Origin of the sequence: Labilibaculum sp. DW002 (assembly GCF_029029525.1) — a bacterium.
GTDB classification, from domain to species: domain Bacteria; phylum Bacteroidota; class Bacteroidia; order Bacteroidales; family Marinifilaceae; genus Paralabilibaculum; species Paralabilibaculum antarcticum.
The window spans coordinates 2729204-2753681 of the sequence record NZ_JAKJSC010000001.1 but is presented as its reverse complement, the minus strand read 5'-3'; the positions used below and the strand labels follow the sequence as shown (position 1 = coordinate 2753681).

Sequence of the window (24478 nt, the reverse complement as noted above, 5' to 3'; positions counted from 1 at the left end):
TTTAAACTGCTTTTTAGGCTAATTCTTACTTATCGAAATACTTACTCGGAGTCTTCCCATATAACTTTTTAAAACAAGTACTAAAATACTTAGGATCGTCGAATCCCGATAAAGTAGCCACTTCGTTGATGTTGTATTTACCCTGTTGCAGAAGTTCCACAGCATGCTTTAAACGAATTACCTTCACAAAATCGTTGGGTGTTTGACCAATTAGAGCTTTCAATTTTTCGTAAAGCAAACTCTTGCTAACACCCATTTCCTGAGCAAAATCGTTTACCGCAAACTTCGGATTGTCCATTTGCTTTTCGACTAATTCTATTGCCTTTTCAATAAAGACTTTATCCTGAGAATTGGCGTAGGTTGTGTCTTTTACATTTGGTTCTGCAGTATTTAGGAAGCGTTCTTTTGCACGCATTCGGTTGCGAATCAAATTGTCGATTTTTGCTCGCAGAATCGTGATGTCGAAAGGCTTGGTAATGTAATCATCAACACCTGTCTGTAGGCCTTTCATGATATCTTCTTTCTCGTTTAAAGCAGAAAGCAAAATCACAGGAATGTGCGAAGTTTCAAAATTGTTTCTCACCTTATTACTTAATGTGATTCCATCCATTTCTGGCATTTTCACATCCGAAATAAGAATATCTGGTTTTACTTCTGTGATATCATTCAAAGCAATTTTGCCATTTTCTGCAACAGAAACATGATAGTGTTCGCTTAAACTGGTAAACAGATAATTTCGTAGTTCATCGTTGTCTTCAGCAATAAGGATTTTTGATCGTTTTTGAGGCTCTGAAGTTGGTTGTTGAACCGAATCAGCATCAATATCCATGTGTTCAACCTTTATTTCTCTATGTGCTTTTGTTTCGATGTAAGTAACCTCTTTTCCAAATTGAGTTTTACCATGTTTCAATACGATTTTAAACTCAGATCCTTTGTTTTCTTCACTTTCGAATTGAATTCTCCCTTTGTGAAGTGCTACATAGTTTTTAACCAATAGCAAACCAATTCCAGTACCTGGAACCTTTGAATTAATAGCATTTTCACCGCGATAAAACTCTTTAAATAAATTTCGTTGTGCTTTCTTCGAAATTCCAATTCCTGAGTCTTTTACTGCAATCGACCATGTTTTTTTATCCGCGAAAAGCGATACATGAACGGTTCCATTGTTAGGTGTGTATTTGATGGCATTGGAAAGTAAATTTTCAATCACCTTATCCATTTTGGCCACGTCGATGTATTCTTCCAATTCTTTGACTTCGGAAGAAAAATTAAGAACAATATTTTTTCTCTCTGCAAGAGTCTTAAAATTCATCACTTTGCGCTGCAGTAGGTCCACCATTTCAACCTTGCTTAAAACCAATTGGCTTTTATCCAAATCTGATTTTTGAAAATCGAGTAACTGACAAACCAGTGCGTTTAGTTTATCGAGGTTGTTTACCGATAAATTAAGGTAATACTTTCCTTTCTCAGACAAGCCATTTTCCATTTTTAGCTCATTTAGAGGAGCACTAACCAGAGTTAGCGGAGTTCGAATATCGTGAGCTGTATTGGTGAAGAAATTGATTTTTTCTTCGGAGCTTTTCTTCTTAATCTTGATTTGCAAGTAAACAACGATCCAACGAACAATTAGAATTGCCAAAAGGAAATAGAGTAGTTTCGCCCAAATGGTATTGTAAAAAGGCGGAAGTACCGTTATTTCAATGCTTCTTTCATCTAAAATTGTATCGGTTGAATAGTCTAATGCCTTTAAAGAAAGTGTGTAATCGCCAGGTGATAGATTGGTGTAATTGGTCGATTTGGCAAATGAAGGCGTATTCCAATTTTCATCCAATCCTTCCAATTTCCAGATATATTTTATCTCATCAGAATTAAAAAAACTAATGGCAGTATAGGCAACAGAGAAAGAGTGCTGATAATGTTTCAGAACTAACTTCTCGGTGTTGTTGATCGATTTTTTTAGCGGTGAACCTTCTTCGTTCGGATAAACGACTTTATTGAACAAGCTAAACTCTTCCAAATAGATATCGGCTTTTTTGCTGTTGGAATGAATCTCCGAAGGATTAAACTTGGTTACGCCATGATAAGATCCGAACAAAATAGCACCTGATTTACTTTTAAAAGCGGCACATTGATTAAAGGTTTTATCGGAAATTCCATCTTCGGTAGAGAAATTCTGAAAGCTGTTGTCGCTTGTGTTGAATTGGGAAATTCCATTTTCGGTACTCAGCCATAAATGCTCGCCATCGGGAATAATTGCATAAATATGATTCGATGGAAGTCCATTTTCGACTGTAAATGCTTTTGTCTCTTTTGTGATTAAATCGTAATGAAAAAATCCCGAGCCTCTGGTTCCGTAATAAATTCCATTTTTTTGATCTGAATAAACGCAATAAACAAAATATCTTCTCGAAATCAGGTTGAGTAAATTCGTTTTTTTATCGAATAAATAAACACCTTGAATACCTCCAACACAAAGTTCATTTTTATTGATTTCGGCAATGGAATTAATGCTGAGGTTATTGTATTGAATAAAGGATTTTTTGTCATAAGTGAACTGACAAAGGTTTCCATCACGTCCGCCAATCCAAATATTTTTATCGGAATCTAAAGAAATTTCAAAAATATAATTCGTTCCAATGGATTTTGGATCAGAAGTGTCGTGCAGGTAGTGCTGGATTAATTTAAAATCAGAATTGAATACATAGGCACCCTTTGAGTAAGATCCAGCCCAAACATTTCCATCGCCATCTTCACATAAATCGATGAATACGTTGGTTTCGGTACTTGAGCTTTTAAAAAAGTGATGCCATTTCTGATTTCGCTTTTCCAGTACGCTTACTCCATTATTGGTTCCAAACCATAAATTTCCTTTACGATCTTCGATTACACTGTTCACAATACTATTGCCAAGTGATTGATCGTTATTGGTCTGATGACTGATGATCTCAAAGTTAAGCGATGAAGGATCTAGAATGTTAACTCCTCCGGTATAAGTGCCAATCCAAATGCGATTCTCTTTGTCTTTGTAAATATCGTAAACGCCATTCCCATTTAAAGAGAACTGGATGTCTTCATCTTCCTGAAAAACCTCCTTTACCTTGTAATTTACCTGATCGACAATCCACACGCCCATTCCATCAGAACCAATCAGTATTTCCTCATCGTTCAGCAATTCAAATTTACGAATGGGAACGGTCGGAAAATCAACATTAATAGTTTTTAAATCCGTTAGAGATTCATCCTTTAGATTATAGCAATAGACCCCTTCGGAAAAGGTGCCAATCCAAATGGTATTTGTTTTTGGATTGTAGTAAGTCGTATTTATTCTTTGGTTCTCACCCAAGTCAATTTTAAGTTCCTCCAATGATTGTTGACTTGTTTCATAGAGATAAATCTTATCGAATGAGGAAAAAAGCATTCTACCTTTATCTATTGAAAGAACAGACGTAATGAAGGTCTGTTTTAAAGGATAGCTTTTAAATTGTTCTAGTTTATTGTCTTTCAGAAAGAAAAGCCCATTATCTGTTCCCAACCAAAGTGTATTATTGGCATCAAAAGAAGAAGCAATAATCCACAATTCGGAATGGAATTGATTACGATGAAAATTGAAAAACACTTCGAATCGGTCGTTCTGATAACTGAATTTATAGATTTGACCGACATCACTATATGCCCAAAGTAAGGAATCTCGATCTAATTTAAGATAAAAATTCTCGGGAGCATTATCGCGTGGAGTGGAAGGAAGCGAATAGTTTTTAATCGTTTTGCCATCGAAACGATCCACACCTGTTTTGGTAGATATCCAAATAAACTCCTTTTTATCTTGCTTGATACTTACCGTTTGGCGGCTACTTAAACCTTGCTCCACGTTAATGTGACGAAACTGTTGACCAATCAGAGAGTTAGTTCCGCTAAACAAGAAGAAAAGGATAATAAATATTCGTGTAATTTTCAGGCTCATTCCGCTTAGGTGTATATCAAAAGAAAGAAATACTCTTAATGGGATTTCTTACGTTATGAAGATAAAACAAAATGTTGGTAGGTGACTGCAATTTTAGCTAAAAATTACGGTAAAACCAAAGTATAATAGGCTATGAACGCAGCTTGTTAACCTATTTGATGATTTATGGATTATTGCTTCTTTTTTTTAATCCTTTAATCACGATATTTCCCGTTCCGTTCTCTATGCAAGGGTATTGAAATGCTCGTTTGCTTTTCTTTTTATCATTAATGATTTCATAAAATTGATCTAGATATTTCAATGTCATTTTTAGGTAGCCTTTCTCCAGCATTGTATTTGATTGATAGATACCGTAGATCTCGTCCTTCAGCTCATTAAACAAGGTAAAAGTGGAAGTAAACTCTTCCATATCATCAATACAATAACCGCGATATCTTCTTTCTCGGACCGATTTCATTCGTAATTCCTCCGCGGGCAGAGCATAAGGAGTGTAAACAATTCCAGCATGATCAAAATCGTAGGGAACAGGAACAAGAACTGCATTATCATTACCACTAATTAACTTGATATTGTGCAAGAATTGAATGGACCAATCTGTGTTTCCTATCAGAAATTGAAAGACGGCCATTTGTAAAAATAGTTCTCGATCTGTTTTTATCGGATTAATATTGAGCCGTTTTACTAGTTTCGATTCGTTTCTTTGGGCCATACAACTTTGATCCTCCAAAAGAATGCCCAATTTAGGATTGCTTTTTTTCCCTCTTTTGCGATCCTCAAAACAAGTTTTTACCAATCGAACTTGAAAACTATTGGGTGTAATTAGTTGATAAATTTTATAAGCCAAATATTCACGAAGAACATATTTATCATCTTTACAATGAGTTACGAGTTTTAATTTGTTTTGACTTTGAAATAGATTACTCCTCAAACTCTCTAAACTATCAAAGTTTAAAAGAAGGGGAGGAGTAGTACAATTTTCTCGAAGTTTTCTAAAATTCCCTCGCGTTTTAACCTTTATTTGCATCGATTTTTCAAGACCATCCTCTTTATAGGAGAAAAGAATCGGATAGTAAGTAGATTTCTCATTTCGATCAGAAAAAAGTTTACGGATGTTTCCTTTTAAGCAGATTTCAATCGGCTCATCATCTTCAAATAAAGAATAGATCGCACATGGTTCTTTTGGGTTTGCGTTTATGGACTGACCTAAACTAACCGATGCAAAGAGTGAGAAAGAAATAATAATGACGAACAATCGCATTTTTTCTTACTGATAGAAATTAAAATAGAGGCATTCGCATAGGAGATCAATCTCGCAGAGAGTATTCATCAATTAATTCGAGCGTATCAGGGTTTTTAACTCGAACATTAATTTTAGTTCCATCAACATCAATTAAAACAATTGCATTTTGCGTTGAAAAATTACTTACGTTGGCCGACCACGGAGTCTCTTCCTGTGCATAGTAAGGCGCACCTGCCGCACCATTGTTTATCTGATAAAAAGTTCGATCTAATTTCAGTTTTTTGTGAGGATAATTTTCAGGATATCGCTGCATTTCATCGGTAATGGTAAGTAAATTGTAATTGTGCTCGTCGCCACTCATAATGGCAACCGTCTTTTTACTTTTGTTTACAATCAGATTTAGAAGTTGATCTCTTCGTTCAATAATTCCTTTCCGATTTGCAAGGCCGTTTACAAAAGCTCTTGGTTGGTTACTTCCATTGTACCACATGTCGTCTTTTACATGCCCTCCGTTAGGGAAGAAAGGGGTGTGAATGGTAACGAAAACATGGTCGATATTTTTATTTTTTTCTAACTTTTTTAATGTTTTTTGCAACCATTTTAGCTGATTATCCATGATGTAGGCATGCAAATTACCACTCGTGGTAGCCAATCCGCTTGGCGCATAAAAGTAATCTGAGTTTAGTGCTACAAGCGCAACGTTATCGTAGGTATACCAATACACCGACTCTTTGTACGAAGGAAAATCTACCTTATCGGGATTAGGATCGTAGATGGAATTGTCCTCGCTTTTCGGCCCATTTTGTGGCAATACAAAGTTTTCCTGAAAAAGAGATTCCCCAGATTCATTATCGAAAGGAAAATGATCGATGAGGTAGGAGCTACCAGTAATTGAATCCTTAAAAATGTAATTGTAAGCCTCATGATTTCCAAAACCAGCAACAAAAGGCATGTGATGCCAAAAGGGTTCAACAGCATGCTTCCAATTGGCATATTGCAAGTTCATGCGTTCACGACTGGTTTCGTATCCATTAATTAAATCGCCAGTAAACTGCATAAATTTTGCATTTTCGGCTTTGGCTACAGCTGCAATTCTTTTCATGATGTAAACATTGGCGCCAAACACATTTCTTTCGCCACCACCATTTCCAGCACGAGAATCGCTACCATAGGCAAAAGTAAAAGTTTTTCGACTACCTGGCATAGGTGCAGTTTCTAAGCTGAAATCGAAATTAAATTCGCCAACCTTAAGGGTGTATTGATAGTTCTTATTGGCTTGCAAATCATCAATTTTAATCTCATGGTTTTTTACAGCCTTTTTGTCCTGATAAGTTCGATCGCCAATCTGAATACTTGCCTGAATAGCGGCAGAAGTCGTAAAGGAGATTGTAGCCCCTTGATGATTTAACAAGTTAATGAATGGCCCTTCAATAACAGTTGGTTCTGCTGCAAATAAACCATCCTTGTACGAGAAAGCAACTCTTCCATCGTATAGCATATTTCCTTTATCGCTCACAATTCGAAAGCCCAATATTCCTTTGCCAGTTTCTTCCCAGTTAATCATGTCGAATTTACCAGAAAGATGGTTTTTAATTGGGATTTGTGTGATACCAACCTTTATGGGAGAGCTTTCGCGGAAATAAACAGGCTGAGGATAACTGCCATCTTTGTAGTTGATAAAGCCATAGTACAAGGTTCCTTGCAACTCCGGGTATTTAAAATTGAAAGTAAGGCCAGCTTTCGTTCCAATTGCCGCTGTGTACAAATCTTCATATTGAAATTTATCCTTGGGTGTTATGGCATAGATTTTTCGGTCCTCAATTTTCAGAAAAACACCATTTTCATCTGAACCAACATTGCTGTATACGGCAGGAACTTCCTGGGCACAAACCGCTGAGAATAGGCTTAAAAGTAAGCCAAGACTTATAAATATCTTCATTTCTTTAATCTTATTTAGAATTAATTCTAATAAAGATACAATAAGAATTGAACTGTGGGAGGATTTTTAGTAGGAAAATAAAAAGCGAATCATTGATAAATATCCTATGATTTCACCTTATCCATTATTCTATATTAGTTCGAACTGTATTTGAAAATATGATAGTTAAAGGCCTCATTATTACTACCCAGGCCGGTATAAATGTTGTTCTGATATTGGAAGATAACTCCATTACCAATTCCAATGGGTAAGTTTGCTATTCTTTTCCATTTACCTGATTCTGCTTCAAGTGTCCAACAATCATTAAAAGATTTTTTCGATTTATAATAATCTATGACTTCATTTCCTCCAATAATATAAATTGCATTGTTGAAATTAATTGATTGAGCATCAAATCTTAATATGCCAGGGAAAATGTCCTTTTTTGTCCATAGATTTTCACTCGGGGCATATTCCCAAATGTCACCCTTTTTATTCGAGTACTCAGGATCTTTTGCCGATACTCCAAATTTATAAGGCGATCCTCCTAAAACGACATAACCTTTACTATTATTACTATAGCAGGTATTTATAATTCGATCTGTAATTGGAAAATCAGCAATTGTATTCCATTCATTTGTGATCGTATTGTACGACCATGAAGAATAGCTTATTTGGTCATGATTTTCGAGACGATTATCCCATCGTCCTAAATAAATGTTAGTGCCGCAGGTGAAAAATCCACAATCATATAAAGTTTCACCTGGAAAATTAGAAAGAAATTCCCATGTTTCATTCAAAAGATCAAACTTCCAAATCTCATTAATATCTTCATAATTTGGTACGGAACTGATACGCTTTAGAAAAACATAAGCTGTATTTTCTATCTGTGTTGCAAAAACTACATACGCATCTATATCAAAACCTGTTGTTGCAGGAAATGCGTAAGGAAGTATTTCCCATTCATAGTTATCAAGATTCAATTTGCGAAATGGGATTCCTTTTTCAAATACAAAACTTTTATGAATAACATAGGCGTAGTTATTGAATTTAAACGAATAATATTTTTGGGATGGAAATGGATTGCTAATATGTGGAGTCCCATCGATTTCACTCCAAACACCTTCCAGAATGTTTAATTTCCCATTGGTTTCAAATGCAACATCATCAATTTTGTAAGTGATAGGGTAAGTGTTTGGTAAAAGAACACTTGGAATGTATATACTTAAGCTATAAATAAATTTGTTATCCCTTTCCATAATAGTTCCAGAGTGAAGAGAAATTTCATTTTCACCAAGAAGTAATGTAAAAGAATTTGCATATAACAAGTTATCGCTTTCAAGATTAAAACTGAGGTGATCTCCTCTGTTTAAATGTAGCGTATCATTACGTGCGCCAGTGTAGGTGAAGTTCAATTTGCCCAGGATGGTATTTGTCAGACTTTCAGGACTGGTACTTGTTCCGTCAGCATGGTTTATGTAACTACAGACTTTATAGGACTGATCAATTTCGAGAGCTGTAAACTCAACTTCACCAAAATGAATAGCATCGGCATGTTCATTGTATTTTATTCTACTAATTTCCTTGTTAGTTATTTCATCTTTAAGAATAAGCCCTGCATCAATAATTTCGGTGTTGATTCCAAAATTGAATCTGGCTTTTACCTTAAAACTGGTAATAGATGTTTTTTGAATAGAAACAATTTCTGTTTGAGGTTGGTGAATTGTTATAATATCTTCCTTAGTACAGGCTATTAAGAGAAAGAAGAGACAAATATTGGCGATTACCAATAAGGATTTATTAAGCTGTTTTGGGTAATATATTGAGTGAATCATTGGAGGTGTTTAATTGAATGAAACAGAGGTTGTTGGTAGCCAAGAGGTAATTGTTTCTTGTTTATCTTTAGGTATATTATTTTTCCCTAAATTAAGATATCCTAAATTTTCTGAAAGATTTTGTATTGAAATGGGTAGGTCTTTCAGATTATTGGAAAACAGATTGAATTGATATAGGTTTTTAAGATTGCCCATTGATTCGGGTAATTCCTTAATTGCATTGTACGATAAATACAAATATTTTAGGGATTCAATCTGTGTAATACTCTCTGGTAAGTATTCTATTTCACCATTCTGGAATAATGCATCAACTAAAGGGAGATTGCCAATGCTGTTAGGTAAAGATTTTAAACAACTGAGAACGCTAACTGATTTTAAGCTCTGCAAATTTCCAAAACTTTCAGGTAATTCAGTAAATTTACCGTTTAAAAATAAGGTTTCAAGTTTTATAAGATTACCTATTGATTCTGGAACTTTACTAATGCTAATCTCCTGATCAGAACTAATCTCTAGGTATTTTAGCTCTTTTAAATTCCCAATGCTTTCAGGAAGGTTTGTAAAATTTCCTTGTAGTGTTAGTCTGGTTAATTTATTTAAATTCCCAATGTTATCAGGCATTATTGTTGTAGCACCTTCTTTTTTAATTACCACCCTGCAATCGTTTAAACTTCTTAGTTCCGAAAATGATTCTGGTAAATCACAAGTGATCCATAAATCTAGATATTCAAGTTTTGTAAGCTTGCCAATATTATCAGGTAGATAACTGATGTTATTATAGAATAGATTTAAATAGGTGAGTTCTGTTAGGTTTGCAAAATTATCTGGCAATTTTTCACAATCAAGACCTACCATGTCTAAATATTTTAAACTTTTCAGATTACCGAAACTATCAGGTAGATGAGGAATATTTTTAATTCCTTGATAGGATGAGTTTTGATGGCCAAGAATCAAAGTGTCTAATTGTACAAGGTTTCCAATATTATCTGGAAGAGAAGAGATGTAATTATGAGAACAGTCTAAATAACGCAAGTTACTCATAATATCAGGAATTGAGACAGGTAAAGTATTCAGAGAATTTCCCCCAATATCTAATTTCTGTAAATATTTAAGGGCTTTAAGCGCAGGGAATTGATCAATGTCCGCAAATCTCCATGTAACGCCACTTGCATGTAGGTTGAGTTGGATCACATGTCCATCTTCATTCAATTGATAGTCTTGCGGGTAATCTTCAATTTCGACACCAAGATCTTCCAGCGCCTCAAATTCTGAGAAATTTGAAGTTTGTAATTCTATGGTTTTCGATGCCGTTTTACTTCCGTAGTTGGAAATCCATGTAGCTTTTATGGTAGTGTTTTCTGCTCCCTGAATAGTAATGTATGGACTATTTACATCCAGAGTGTTTCGGTTTAGTACTTCACCATCTATTTCCCAGTGACCATTATCAAATTTTTCTCCACTTAATGTAAATCGGGTGGTATAGTAAGCAAAGCTAAAATCCTTAATGCTAAGCTTTAGGGGGTTAAATGCAACAGAAATGGTATCTCCAGAAGTTTCTTTCTGATTACTAACATGCCAACACAGTTGATACGATTCACCGGGTAATCCATGAAAGGTAGTTTTAGGGGCTTCAATTTTATCAAATGATACTTTATTGTCAACTAATCCTGAAACAATTTCCCACTTTCCCGATTCACCTGTTCTCAGCGGCATTGCATTCAATTCAACCGAGAACTCGTTCACATTGCTTATGTCTGTTCCAGCATAGGTCCAATATTTTTCATCTTCAATGGTTTCATAAATCGTTGAACTATCGCAAGCACTAAAAATGTACATTAGAACAAATAGGTAAAAGAAGAAATTCCGTATCATAGGTATTTTGATGTTTGAATCTTAAAAATACATTTATTTATGTTTATACAATTGCGTGTTAATTAATTTATATTTTTTAAAAATAATTTTTCTAAAAAATAATACGTTTGGGGAATAAAAAACTAAACTCAAATGAGTTTAGCTATGACAACATTTCATTCTTGAGAGATAATGAAAGGTGTTACTATTAGATAATCACTTTTTTATGTGATGGGAAAATAAAAATCCCAACTCGGTAGAAGTTGGGATTGGTTTAATTATTAGGTATTTATTATTCTTCTAATTTAATAAGATCATTAATATTTGTTCTGCTCATATCTAAACCATTGCCGTATCCGTCGCTGTATCCATAATATAGAAAACCATTGTGAGTAAATGATAAAGTGCTATTACACCTTTCTGCTGGAGGAAGGTAATTTTCCCAAGTAGAGTTATTTGTATCGAATACCCATAGCTCCTTTTTTGAACTATCATATTGATTAATTGTGCAATAGGCCATTTGATTGTCGCTACAGAATGTAGAATAGTAGTTTACATAGAAAGGACAACCAGGAATGTATTTCCAACTATCATTATCAGAATCATATTCCCAAAATTCAGAATTGGATTCATCGTTGGTTTTATCAATATTGCTAAACAGAATATAGGAACGATTATTTATAGCGAACGAAATAATATTGTTAGGTCTATATTCATCAGTTGGTACAATTGTTTTATCTTCCCATGTTTTCTTTTTTAGGTCAAACGATTTCATTACACTTTTATCTCCTACATAAATTTTTTCTTCTTTTAAAAATGTAATTAAACTATTGGGTTCTCCTTCATAGAAAAATGATCCTTCTTCGTCCCATTCCATTTTAGATGTGGAATAGGATTCTATTTTGATTATTTTTCGCGCCTCGCTGTCTTCATCATGACTAACAAAATACATCATGTCATCTTTAGACATCACATAAGGATAGGTTCCTGTTAGATCATATGTTGCAATTTTATCCCAATTGTTAAATGTTTCATTGTATTGTAGAAGAACATAGTCTCCATAATAATATTTTCTTGTCAACATTACGGGAATGTTATTTGGATGCGCAATGGAGGAATATTGTACATGAAAATCTTCAATTTCCATAATTTGCTCCCATGGCTCAATTGCTTGAAATCCCATTTCTAAGATGCCGATTCTACCACCATTGTTGACTTTAACGGATGGATAATCGGATAAAAGAATATTGTTACCAATTTTAGCTCGAATACTAGATTCATTAACTTCAACAACATCAGCCCAGTTTCCATCAATATAAACTGAAAAATATTCGTTTGGGTTCGCATTTTCGAGTGATATTTCAATTGTGTCTCCACGTTTTGCAATTGATGGACTAATATTAGTGATTGAAATTGCGGGAACTTCAAAGTAAATACTTTCTTGTACATCGAATTTTTGTTGTGAATACTGAAACTCTATGTTGTGTTGACCCGAATTAATTGGCGGTACAATAAACTCGATTGTGTTTTCATTAATATAATCGGCTCGAATTAGATTATCTCCAAATACAATAAGTAGACCTTCAAAAAACCTTTCACCGCTTACTATTATTTTATCACCACTGTATGCAACAGAAGGATCTACTGCTTTGACAATTGGAGGTAGCCAACCAATTGAATCTTTTGCGCAAATTTCTTCTCCATTATAGTAGCCATATATTTTGTTTGCGTTGGGTGGGTAATTTATTTTAATGTGAACAAGACTGTCATTAATTACATTTGGTGTTCCATAATTATAAAATCCAGATATATATTTAACAAATGGACCTCTAATTTTGAGTGTTGTGTCTTTCCAAACCATTAAAGGGCTTACCGATTCAATTATTGGTTTTGTGCTCTCAAAAAAATCTGGAATAATTATGGTTTCTGACAAATGAGAATACTTAATAGGAATCTTACCAATAGAAATATTAGAAGGAATTTGTACGGTTATCAACGAGTCAGAAAGGTTATTATAATCATAATAATTAGCAAATTTTCCATCGATACACAATCCATAAAGATCATTAAAGTTACTTCCATATATTTTCACAGTCATACCAGATACAACAGTTTTGGTAGATGCAGAATCAATTCTTGGAGAACGAAGATAAAAATCAGGAAGGCTTTGTATTTCCGAATCACCTAATTCTATTTTGATTTTTGATTTAGATTTCCATTGCCAATCACGTTCAGGAACAATCGTTTTAATTAATGTGTCAGAAGATTGCACAATTTTAGCTTCTAATTCATTAAAAAAGATTTTATTGTAACGAGTTTGAATACTGAAATTGTTTCCTATAACATTAATTGTATCTCCATAATAGGCTGTGTCTGGAACGATTTTTGAAATTACGGGTGCAATTCCGCCTTGACTTTCAAATTCTATAGCCTCATCATAAGTTGTAATCCCATTGCTAACAACATAAGCTTTGGCAAGATAAGTAGCATTCTTTATCAAGTTTCTGGTTAATGTGCTTTCAAAAAATCCATCTCCATTTTTACGCCCCAAGGATTCTTTCTCAAAGTATTCTTCTAAATTGGTATTCGCTTTGGTACCATCGGGTAGCGATGACGATTGTAAATTGTAAACAAAGCCATGGTCTTCAATACTTAAATTTTTCGAATTGTAAATTTCTCCTGATATGGTAACTCCACTGCGGCTAATGTCTTGAACTCCAAGTGTTCTAATACGTGCATATGGTCGGTTTGCTTCTTCTTTATCACAAGCAAGGAAACAAATAAATATCGATAGGATAATTAAGATATATTTTTTCATTTTCGGATAGGTTAAAATTTCATAGCTAAGCCAATACTAATCGCAGAATTATTGAGTTCTATTTGGGGTGTTTTAGCTGAGCTGTCTTTATTTTCCATATATTTTTCATATTGAATTGAAAGACTGAATTGTTGTTTTGCTAATTTCTTATCGAGAAGAAAACCAACAATGGGAGCAAAACTTGTTTTTTTTGCAAGTTGCAGTGTTTGGAACACTGGCCTAACAATATTCTCTACTTTATATTCTGTATTTAAATAACCGTTATCTCCAATATTAAAATATATTTTTGCTCCAGCTTTAGCGTAAATATTGAAGTTGTTTATTGATGCGACTTTTATATTATAAGATAATGGAACAGCCACTTGAAGGAATTTCATCTCCGATTCATAATAGTTATCACTGTTGGTAAAAGGTTTATGCAGATCCTCTTCTATGCTGTATTTTTGAATACTAAGACCAAAGCTTGCAAAAGAATTCTTCATAACTCGTGGTAAATAGATTCGGCAGTTTGCAAATAAACGTGGGGAAAGAGTGTTTACCTCTATTTGTTCATCTTTTGATTTGTTGATATTTGCTGTGGAGATATCGAGACCAAGTCCAATTTCAATATTTATATTGGATTGATTTGTGTTGAAATAACTTTTGAACTTAATTTTTTCTTGCTTGTGGTATGCTACCAAAACTGTTTTGACTTTTTTGAATGGAAGTAGTTTTGAACTTTTTAGCGCTTGTTTCCATTGCTTTTTAAGCTGATCTGGAAGTTGTAGTGATTCTAAATTTTGAGATTTACTAATATCTATTACCTGATCATTAATTTCTAAGTAATACTTATTGTATCTCAAAAACAGTTTTATTAAATCACTTTCAAAATGTAGTCTTGACCAAACTTTGTCAATTGAATTTTCAATTTTAATTGAAGTGTAAATAAGGTCATCTGAGAATATAGCTCGTTTATAGTTAGAGGCGTATAATTGGGTTGGATGGCCATAACGATAAAATAAAACGAACTCATAATTGCTTTTCTTGTACGGATCAAGAAGGTAGGTGTCTTGACTTTCTCCATCATTATCAATTAATTGTCCTTTGAATTCTTGGGCTGATAATGTCAAACAGGAGAGCGTGAGAAGAAGGATTAGGATGTGTTTAATCATGTTAGGTTAAATTTATTTACGTTAAATATCAGATTTTTTTTATTCTGATAAACGATTTAACCTTTATTTGTAATATGTAAAAATAACTCTTGTATTTAGATACTAATTATGTTTCTACAATCCCCTCATCCACTCGGGTCGCAACTTTGCGTTTGCCGGATCGTCTAAAACTGCATTAATACGATTCAACATTTCTTGTTTGTCGCGAGGGAAGTTACCACGCAGAATCAAATAATTGGAGGCGTGATCGCTTCTAAAAACGGTTTGCGACAAGTTCAGGTTTTCTATAAAGACCTTCATTTCGGCAATAAGCCCGATTGTGTCCAAAGGAATAAATTCGCCATCGAATTTTTTCATAAAGTGTGCTTCTCCGTAAGGATAACTAAGAACCAGTGTTGAAAGAAACTCGGGTTGTATTTCGTTCACCATTTTGGCCGAGTTGATGGCATGTTGTTGCGAGTAGTTTTTACCACCCAAGCCATTTAGAATCATCACAGAAAGTTTAATTCCTGCTTTTCGTGCACGTTGCAAGGCATGACTAGTGCTGGCAAAATCTTCACCTTTATTAATTCTTCCAAGCAACTCATCATCGCCCGATTCAATTCCTACATAGAGTAATTTAAGGCCTTTTGCAGCCAAGGCTTGCAATTCGTCGTCGGTTTTTGCTGCTATGTCTTTTGGTATGGCATAGGCCGAAACACGGGTTAGTCTTGGGAAAGTCGCATGAAGTTGATCTAATATCCGCGAAAGCTTATCGAAAGAAAGAACCATAGCGTTTCCATCGGCCAAGAACACCTTACGATAATCATTTGCATAAGGCGACATGGCTTCGATATCAGCAAAAACATCTTTTTCCTTGCGTAGGGTAAAGGTTTTGCTGCTGTACATTTCGCAAAAGGCACATTTGTTCCATGCACATCCTAAACTTACTTGTAGAATTAGGGAGTGAGCCTCGCTAGGCGGTCTAAATAAAGGTTCGTGATAATTGATCATGTGGCAAAAATATCAAGTTTCAAGGAAAAAGTACCAAGGATAAAGGAAAAAAGGAAAAAGTATCAAAGAAAGTAATATGGTTAAAGTTCTAAGGAAGAAAGAACCAAGTTCTTTTGATATATTAGGGGGGAGATGAATTTTTAATTACGAATTATTAATTTCTCATTTGTTTAATCTTATCTTGTACAAAAAAGCAAGCAAATGGATGGGAAATCGGTAAGTATACAAGTGTCAGGTAAGGTACAGAATGTAGGATATCGGTATCAGGCTAAAGAAGCTGCGAATCGTTTTGGTGTAAGAGGATTTGTGAAAAATCAGCCAGATGGAACGGTTTATTTGGAAGTTATTGGAACAAATTTGGCTGTTGAATTGTTTTGTGAATGGTGTAGGAAAGGTCCGGATTGGGCTAAGGTGAAGGATATTTTTATTTGTAATTTACCAGATCAGGACTTTGCTGATTTTGTTATAAAATAAAAAAAGCTCCTGATAAAATCAGAAGCTTTTGTTGTCCCATAAGGACTCGAACCTTAAATGCCTGTACCAAAAACAGGAGTGTTACCATTACACCATGGGACAATCAACTGTCCGTCATATTCTGACTAAGACGTTGCAAATATAAGTGAAATATTTCGTAGCTAAAACCAAAAAATGTAAAAAATTTAAAGCTTTTTTTTGTTGTTAGTATAATGATATTGTAAATATTCTGATTGTCAATTTGAAAGACGAAAATAATGGAGCAAAAAAAAATAGAATCATTAACAGGAAAGTGGCTTTATGAGGAGGATTATGGCTACGGAAATGCCAAAGGAGAGCTTTTATTGAAGCAAGAAGGTCGAAAATTAAGCGGAAAAATCATTTTTTCGGAAAATGTTGATGACAATGAAACTTTCATGATTCAGGAAATATTAGAAGGGGAGATTGTTTTAAATCGAATTCGTTTGAAAGCAATCGAGTATGATATAATTCATGCCGACTATGAAATTAGATACGAATTGGATTCTTGGGATGGGATGTTGATAAATGAAACGACAATCGAAGGAGATAGTTTAGACGATCAAGGAGTGTCAGGTAGTTTTAAGTTTGAAAAGGTGGTGGATTAAGGAATAAGTGACAAGAAGAAAGGAGAAAGTAACAAGTCTCAAGTAACAAGTTTCAAGTACAAAGTTTTGCAGGTATGATTTGCGCAGTACTTTAGCTCGGTGGGATGGAAGAAGTGTCGAGTTGTCTGATTTTTTAGGTTCTCCCTTTTTTAGGGGAGATGCCGACAGGCAGAGGGGTGTTTATAAGTTTCAAGAACTAAGTCTTTTGGTTTTCCTGATCGTTCAACATAAGTGAAATAAAAAAAGCTTCGAAATAATTTCGAAGCTTTTCTGTGTTGTCCCATAAGGACTCGAACCTTAAATGCCTGTACCAAAAACAGGAGTGTTACCATTACACCATGGGACAATCATAATCACTCTTTTTGCAAAGAGCTCTGCAAATGTAATACTTTTTTTTTTTGCTCAAACAAAAAATGTAAAATTTTCAGACATAATTCGGGGGGAACTCTTAAAATTGACTATTTTCGTTCCAAATATTATCCTACAAAAGAATATCAAAACAAAAATAAACACAAGATGAAATCTAATTACAAGTTGGTTAACAATGTGTTAGGCTGGCTGGCTTTTGCTGTTGCGGCCATCACCTATGCCTTAACCATGGAACCTTCTGCCAGTTTATGGGATTGTGGAGAATTTATTACCTCCGCTAATGGTCTTCAGGTTGGTCACCCACCCGGGGCACCGCTTTTTATGATTATTGCACGTTTCTTTGCATTATTCGCACCAGATCCATCGTACGCAGCTCTCATGGTTAACCTGATGTCAGCACTTGCTTCGGCATTTACCATCATGTTTTTATTCTGGACTATCACTCATCTGGCTAAAAAACTATTTGTAAAAGATGGTGAGATTAGTCTTGCAAACGGCGTTGCAGTATTAGGTGCAGGAATGGTTGGTGCACTAGCTTACACCTTCTCTGATACATTCTGGTTTTCAGCTGTTGAAGGTGAGGTTTATGCTCTGTCTTCTTTGTTTACGGCTGTTGTGTTTTGGGCTATCCTGAAATGGGAAAATGTTGCCGATGAGAAATATGCCAATCGTTGGATTATTCTGATTGCCTATCTAATGGGGCTTTCAATTGGGGTTCACCTTCTAAACCTATTGGCAATCCCTGCTATTGTATTTGTTTACTATTTCAAAAAACATGAACCAACCCGAAATGGTATTCTTGCTGCTTTAGGTATATCTCTTGTGATATTAGGTGTAATCATGTATGGTATTATTCCTGGTGTTATTAAAATTGCATCTTGGTTCGAATTAGCCTTTGTAAATGGTTTAGGAGCGCCCTTTAAAACAGGTGTGCTTGTTTATGCTATTTCCCTGATTGCCTTGATGGTTTGGACTATTAATTATTCAATTAAGCACAATAAGGTCATCTTAAATACCATTGTCACCTCCTTTATTGTGATCATGATTGGGTATTCATCATTTGCCATGATTGTGATTCGTTCCTCAGCCAACCCGCCTATGGATGAAAATAATCCAGACGATGTATTTTCCTTATTATCTTACCTGAATCGTGAGCAATATGGAGATAGACCGCTAGTTTTTGGAGAGTATTACAATGCTCCAGCTGTTGATATGGTTGAAACAAAGCCTGTTTATATTCAGAAAAAGGATAAAAATGGAAAGGATAAGTATGTAATTGCTTCGTACAAACCAAAATACGAATTCGATTCTCGATTCAATACTATTTTCCCTCGTATGTACAGTTCAAATGCTGGACATGTACGCGATTACGAGTATTGGGGAAATGTAAAAAAGAACAATCCAATTCAAGTTGGTGATGAAGTCATTTACAAACCAAGCTTCGGTTCAAATCTACGATTCTTCTTTTCTTATCAGTTCAATCATATGTATTGGCGCTATTTCATGTGGAATTTTGCTGGTCGACAGAATGATATTCAGAATCATGGTGGTATCCGACATGGGAACTGGATCTCGGGCATACAATTCCTTGATGAAATGCGATTAGGTAATCAGGATAAATTATACTCTGAGCTAAAAAATAAGAAATCAAGGAACGCTTATTTCTTCCTACCATTCATTTTAGGCTTAATCGGTATTTTCTTTCAACTAAATGCAGGAAAAAAAGGCAAAAAAGATTTCTGGGTAGTTATGTTGCTATTCCTACTTACTGGGCTAGCTATTGTAGTTTACCTCAATCAATATCCTCATCAGCCACGTGAACGTGATTATGCCTATGCCGGATCATTCTACGCCTTTGCTATTTGGATTGGATTTGGTGTATTGGGACTCTACAATTTCCTTAAAAATAAAATGCCAGCTCTAGCATCGGCAGGTTTGGTTACATTGATTTGTCTTATTGCTGTCCCTGGTTTAATGGCTCAACAAAATTGGGATGATCACGATAGAGGCGGACGATATGCAACCTTAGCATACGCTAAAAACTATCTGAACTCATGCGATCCTAATGCGATACTTTTCACTTACGGTGACAACGACACCTTCCCCCTTTGGTATGCACAAGAAGTAGAAGGCATCCGTCGAGATATTAGAATTGTAAATATTAGTTTATTAGCTGGTGATTGGTATATCAACCAAATGCGTAGAAAAGCTTACGATTCTGAGTTGATACCGATGACGCTTACCGCGGATAAAGTGGAACCAGGAATTCGAGATCAGGTGCCCGTTGTTGAGCGTTTAAGCAAGCCTGAGTTATTGAGTGAAATGATCAAGTTTGTTGCTAGTGATAACGAAGCGACTACTGTAGAAACGCAATCGGGTAAGAAATTGCATTATTTCCCAGGTAGAAAAGTATATGTGCCTGTTGATTCATCAAAAGTTGTTTCCAATGGAACTGTTCAGCCTGAAGATGCAGGCTTGGTTGTGGATAAATTGGAATGGAACATCAAAAAAAGTTATTTGTACAAAAATGACATCGCGGTTTACGATATCATCGCCAATAACAATTGGGAACGTCCAATATATTTCTCTGTAGGAATGGGTGTTGATAGTTTTCTTGGTTTGGAAAAGTATTTCCAGCTAGAAGGTGCTGCTTACCGTTTGGTTCCAATAGAAACAAAACCGCAGCGAAACGAATTGGGTCATGTAAATACCGAATTGTTGTATGATAATTACATGAATAAATTCACTTTTGGTGGTCTTAAAGATCCCGATGTACATGTTGATCAATTCCATATCCTAACTGTTAACATCATGTCTTTTAGAGCAAATTACAGCCGATTGGCGAGTGCTTTAAACGATGAAGGAAAGAAGGATAAAGCAATTAAGATTATGGATCGTTGCATGGAAGAATTGCCAACAAGCAAAATTCCATTTGACAATACGCTGATCGGATTTATTCAAGAATATTATCGTGCTGGAGCAACTGATAAAGCAAATGTTTTGTTATCTGATATGGCACAACAATCTTACGACAAGTTGAATTACTTCTTAAGTTTAGAGTCGCAATATGCAAATGCTTTTAGAGCAGAGCAAGAGCGCGAAATAAGAGTTGTACAAATGTTATTGGGACTTGCCGATATGGGTGAACAAACCAAGTTGAGAGAAGATTTACAATTGAAGTTTGAAATGCTTTTTAAAACTTTTGTAGAGTAAATAAAGAAAATTTGAAATATACAATGGCTGCCTTGAACGAAGGCAGCCATTTTTTTTTGAAGTTTTTATAGCAATAAAAACTCAATGTCTTTAAGGAATTTTCACATAATACAAATCAATTCTTCCCTCTAAAAGTGCTAACTTCGTGTCTTGTAGCTAAAAATTGGAACCTTTATTTTAAAAGATATATGAGTAAGTACCAAAAAACGAACATCATTGCAGGATGGATATCCTTTGCAATAGCAGCTCTTGTTTATTTTTTAACCCTTGAACCTACTGTTAGTTTTTGGGATTGTGGAGAGTTTATAACTTCTGCATATAAGTTGGAAATTGGACATGCTCCTGGAGCTCCATTTTTTATGATATTGGCTCGTTTTTTCTCTCTTTTTGCTTCTGGTCCCGAGAATGTGGCAGTTTTAATTAATTCCATGTCTGGATTGGCAAGCGCGTTCACCATTTTATTCTTGTTTTGGACCATTACGCATTTGGCTAAAAAACTGGTAGTTTCTGATAATGAAATAAAAGGAACACAAATTTGGACCATTATTAGTGCTGGTTTTATTGGTGCAATGGCCTATGCTTTTTCCGATACCTTCTGGTTTTCTGCCGTTGAGGGGGAAGTTTATGCAACTTCATCTTTATTTACAGCAGTAGTTTTCTGGTGTATCTTAAAATGGGAGAATGAAGAAGGCCAAGCTTATGCTAATCGTTGGTTAATATTGATTGCCTATTTAATGGGCTTGTCGATAGGCGTTCACCTCTTAAATTTATTAGCGATTCCTGCCATCGTAATGGTTTACTATTTTAAAAAATACGAAGCAAGTAGGAATGGTATTTTAAAAGCATTGGGAGTGGCTTTACTGCTTTTAGGAGGAGCAATGTATGTTATTATTCCAGGAGTTGTGAAAGTAGCCTTTGTATTCGACCTATTTTTTGTGAATGTAATTGGTTTGCCTTTTAACTATGGAGCAATTGTTTTTATTATTGTATTGGCTGCAGCATTAACTTGGGGTATTCGTTATACCCTTGCTCACGGAAAAGTTGTTTTAAATACATTACTTACGGCTCTTACTGTCGTTTTAATAGGATACTCGTCTTATTCCTTAATCATGATTCGCTCGGCATCAAACCCAGGCTTAGATCAGAACAATCCAGAAGATTTATATTCTCTTTTGTATTATTTAAACAGAGAGCAATATGGAGACAAACCTTTGGTTTATGGGGAGTCTTTTAATACACCTTTAGAGGAAGAAACTTATGTGGATGATAAGGATGTTTACATTAAAAAGGATGGAAAATATGTAGTTTCTTACACCAAACAGAAAGCAAATTATAAGAGTTCGCAGAAAATGGTGTTTCCACGGATGTACACCAAGGGAATGACAGGTCGAAATCCGGAGGAATATGCTAAATGGTCTGGAATTCGTGCAGATCAGAAAGCAAAACCGACCTTTGCTCAAAATCTTAAATTCTTTTTTTCGTATCAGGTTAATTACATGTATCTCCGCTATTTTATGTGGAATTTTGCTGGTCGACAAACCGATAAACAGTCCTATGGAGGAGTTCTGGATGGAAATTGGATATCAGGAATTCCGCTTGTAGACAATATGCGATTGGGCGATCAAAGCTTACGACCAGATCACATGAAAAACAACAAGGGGAATAACACCTATTATTTCTTACCACTTCTTTTAGGCTTAGCAGGATTACTATATCAGTATAAAAAAAGTGTACAAGGGAAAAAAGATTTTTACGTTGTATTGCTTTTGTTCCTTTTAACAGGATTGGCTATTGTGGTGTACCTTAACCAGCCTCCTCTGCAGCCAAGAGAAAGGGATTACGCTTACGCGGGATCATTTTATGCTTTTGCAATTTGGATCGGTCTGGGTTTGTTGGCTGTTTTTGAGCTGGCAAAAAAAGGAATTAAAAAGGATGTAATAGCTCTTCCTGTCGCATTTGTTCTTTGTTTTGCAGCTGTTCCAACTTTGCTTATTCAACAAAACTGGGACGATCACGATAGGTCGGATCGCTATTTTGCTCACGACCTGGCTTACAATTACCTAAACTCCTGTGCTCCCAATGCGATTCTATTTACCATGGGTGATAACGACACTTTTCCCCTTTGGTATTTGCAGGAAGTTGAAGGTATTCGAACTGATGTTCGTGTTTGTAACTTAAGCTATCTTTCTACCGATTGGTATATCGATCAAATGAAAAAGGACAATTATGATTCATATCGACTTCCTATCTCAATGGAAAAGGAAAAATATTTGATGGGGAATCGTGATGTTGTTTACATTGTAGATGATCCCCGGTTTGAAGCTTGGGTAAAGAAAAACAAAGGCTTGAATTTGAAAGACGCTTTAGAGTATGTTCTTTCGGATAAGGAAAGCACAAAAAAGATTTATGGTTACGACGAAAGGATTGATCATTTTCCTGCAAGTAAATTTCGTTTGCCAATAGATAAGCAACAAGTTTTGGATACGAAAACGGTAGCCGAAATAGACAGTGCAAATATTGTAGATCAAATGCAGTGGAAGCTGGATAAAAACTACACCGATAAAAGTGGTTTAATTCTTTACGATATGTTGGTGACGAACAATTGGGAGCGTCCAATTTATTTTTCGATTACAGTGCCGTCGAGCGGATATTATGGGCTAGAGGATTATTTTCGACTTGAGGGTTTCGCCTATAAATTGGTTCCAATTAAATACGAAAAGGACGATTTGCAAATTGGTGGCGTAAATACGGATGTAATGTACACCAATCTAATGACCAAGTTCAAGTGGGGGAATATGAATGACCCTGAGGTTTATATCGATGAAACAACTTCGCGTTTGTGCATGAATATGAGGAATAATTTCCTTCGCCTTTCGGAGGCATTAATGGATGAGGGGAAGAGAGATTCGGCGGTTCAGGTTCTGGATAAATGTGTAGACTTAGTGCCGAATGAAAAAGTGCCTTTCGATTATTTATCCATTCTTTTGGCACAATCTTATTATAGAGCATCAGAATATGAAAAAGCTGGGGAAATGGTCTCCTTAATTTCTGATCGATTGGTACATGAATTGGATTATTACAAAAGTTTAAATCCTGTTTCTACTTCGGAATTTCCTCGATTTCAAAATCGAAATTTTGCCTTATTGCAGGAGTTGTATAGAATAACAGCGAAGTATGAACATAAGGAATTGAATGAAAAAATAGAAGCGGAGTTTAAACGATTGTTAGAAAGCTATAAAAAAGGATGATGAATTTGAGATGGATGAGAGCTCCGGGTATTTTCAAGATTTTTTTCCGGAACTTTATTTGGCGATACAATACAGGGGCAAAAAAAGTATACCTCACTTTTGATGATGGACCGATTCCCGAATCAACTTTGTGGACTTTAGATATGCTTAAGGAAAAGGAGGTTAAAGCAACTTTTTTCTGTGTGGGAGAGAATGTGTACAAGCATCCCGAATTGTTTCAAAAAATACTTGACAATGGTCATGCCGTGGGAAATCATACTTATAATCATCTAAAAGGTTGGTCGGTTGATACGTCAAAGTATATCGAGAATGTGATTATGGCTAATGATTTAATCAAGTCAAACTTGTTTAGACCGCCTTATGGCCAAATTAAATCAGCGCAAGCAAAACATCTACTTTCCGAGTACAAACTTGTCATGTGGGATGTTTTAAGTGGTGATTATCGAAAGGATATTTCTCCAGAAAAATGTTACCAAGATGTTTTAAAATCAGTTCGCCCTGGTTCTATTATTTTATTCCACAATCACGCAAAATCGGAAGAAAATATGCGCTTTGCTGTTCCTCGATTAATAGATGAATTAAAGCTTCAAGGGTACGAGTTTGATATTTGTCATTAAGAAATAAAAAATTCCTTTCTTTTCCATCAGGTAAACTGCAATTGAATACGTAAATTTGCTCTCGATCAAACTATTAATACCATTTTATAAACAAAACCATATTTATTTCTTGTTTCGCAATGAATATTGATTGTAAAACAAGCATGGTTGCTAATTAAGACGATTAA

General features: G+C 35.1%; 13 protein-coding genes and 2 tRNA genes. 5 read left to right on the top strand and 10 right to left on the bottom strand.

The features are described from left to right. Positions 1-25 precede the first annotated feature (25 nt). From L3049_RS10900 to L3049_RS10865, 8 genes are all read right to left on the bottom strand, one after another. The gene (locus L3049_RS10900) at positions 26-3961 is read right to left on the bottom strand and encodes a hybrid sensor histidine kinase/response regulator transcription factor (protein ID WP_275109838.1); all 3936 of its coding nucleotides are present in this window, start codon (positions 3959-3961) and stop codon (positions 26-28) included. 163 nt (positions 3962-4124) lie between these two features. After that, positions 4125-5219 carry a hypothetical protein gene (locus tag L3049_RS10895; RefSeq protein ID WP_275109837.1) on the bottom strand — a complete coding sequence of 365 codons (1095 nt, stop codon included), beginning with the start codon at positions 5217-5219 and terminating at the stop codon, positions 4125-4127. Between the two features lie 46 nt (positions 5220-5265). Next, on the bottom strand, positions 5266-7140 hold the full coding sequence (locus tag L3049_RS10890; RefSeq protein WP_275109836.1) for a metallophosphoesterase family protein: 1875 nt from the start codon (positions 7138-7140) through the stop codon (positions 5266-5268). A gap of 134 nt (positions 7141-7274) precedes the next feature. Further along, positions 7275-8954 (bottom strand): Kelch repeat-containing protein, encoded by a 1680-nt coding sequence (locus L3049_RS10885; RefSeq protein WP_275109835.1) that lies wholly within the window; start codon positions 8952-8954, stop codon positions 7275-7277. Between the two features lie 9 nt (positions 8955-8963). Continuing rightward, the gene (locus L3049_RS10880) at positions 8964-10823 is read right to left on the bottom strand and encodes a leucine-rich repeat domain-containing protein (RefSeq protein ID WP_275109834.1); all 1860 of its coding nucleotides are present in this window, start codon (positions 10821-10823) and stop codon (positions 8964-8966) included. A 271-nt stretch (positions 10824-11094) separates the two neighbouring features. Then, positions 11095-13620, bottom strand: coding sequence for an IPT/TIG domain-containing protein (locus L3049_RS10875; RefSeq protein WP_275109833.1), 2526 nt, complete (start codon positions 13618-13620; stop codon positions 11095-11097). A gap of 11 nt (positions 13621-13631) precedes the next feature. After that, the gene (locus L3049_RS10870) at positions 13632-14462 is read right to left on the bottom strand and encodes a hypothetical protein (protein ID WP_275109832.1); all 831 of its coding nucleotides are present in this window, start codon (positions 14460-14462) and stop codon (positions 13632-13634) included. 423 nt (positions 14463-14885) lie between these two features. Beyond that, positions 14886-15764, bottom strand: a complete 879-nt coding sequence (locus L3049_RS10865; RefSeq protein WP_275109831.1) for a radical SAM protein — start codon at positions 15762-15764, stop codon at positions 14886-14888. A 201-nt stretch (positions 15765-15965) separates the two neighbouring features. Here L3049_RS10865 and L3049_RS10860 point away from each other — a divergent pair, with 201 nt between their 5' ends. Continuing rightward, positions 15966-16238 (top strand): acylphosphatase, encoded by a 273-nt coding sequence (locus L3049_RS10860; protein WP_275109830.1) that lies wholly within the window; start codon positions 15966-15968, stop codon positions 16236-16238. Positions 16239-16269: 31 nt separating this feature from the next. Here the strand turns inward: L3049_RS10860 and L3049_RS10855 are convergent. Continuing rightward, positions 16270-16340: transfer RNA gene (locus tag L3049_RS10855), tRNA-Gln, on the bottom strand. A 155-nt stretch (positions 16341-16495) separates the two neighbouring features. Between L3049_RS10855 and L3049_RS10850 the strand changes: the two genes are divergently transcribed. Beyond that, positions 16496-16864 (top strand): hypothetical protein, encoded by a 369-nt coding sequence (locus L3049_RS10850; protein ID WP_275109829.1) that lies wholly within the window; start codon positions 16496-16498, stop codon positions 16862-16864. A 275-nt stretch (positions 16865-17139) separates the two neighbouring features. Here L3049_RS10850 and L3049_RS10845 read toward each other — a convergent pair. Next, positions 17140-17210, bottom strand: a tRNA-Gln gene (locus L3049_RS10845). 170 nt (positions 17211-17380) lie between these two features. Here L3049_RS10845 and L3049_RS10840 point away from each other — a divergent pair. From L3049_RS10840 to L3049_RS10830, 3 genes are all read left to right on the top strand, one after another. Continuing rightward, the gene (locus L3049_RS10840; RefSeq protein WP_275109828.1) at positions 17381-20446 is read left to right on the top strand and encodes a glycosyltransferase family 117 protein; all 3066 of its coding nucleotides are present in this window, start codon (positions 17381-17383) and stop codon (positions 20444-20446) included. 188 nt (positions 20447-20634) lie between these two features. Further along, the gene (locus L3049_RS10835; RefSeq protein ID WP_275109827.1) at positions 20635-23694 is read left to right on the top strand and encodes a glycosyltransferase family 117 protein; all 3060 of its coding nucleotides are present in this window, start codon (positions 20635-20637) and stop codon (positions 23692-23694) included. Then, a complete protein-coding gene (locus L3049_RS10830; RefSeq protein WP_275109826.1) occupies positions 23694-24311 on the top strand; it encodes a polysaccharide deacetylase family protein in 618 nt (205 codons plus the stop codon). Before L3049_RS10835 ends, L3049_RS10830 begins: the two co-directional genes overlap by 1 nt. The last annotated feature ends 167 nt before the right edge of the window (positions 24312-24478 follow it).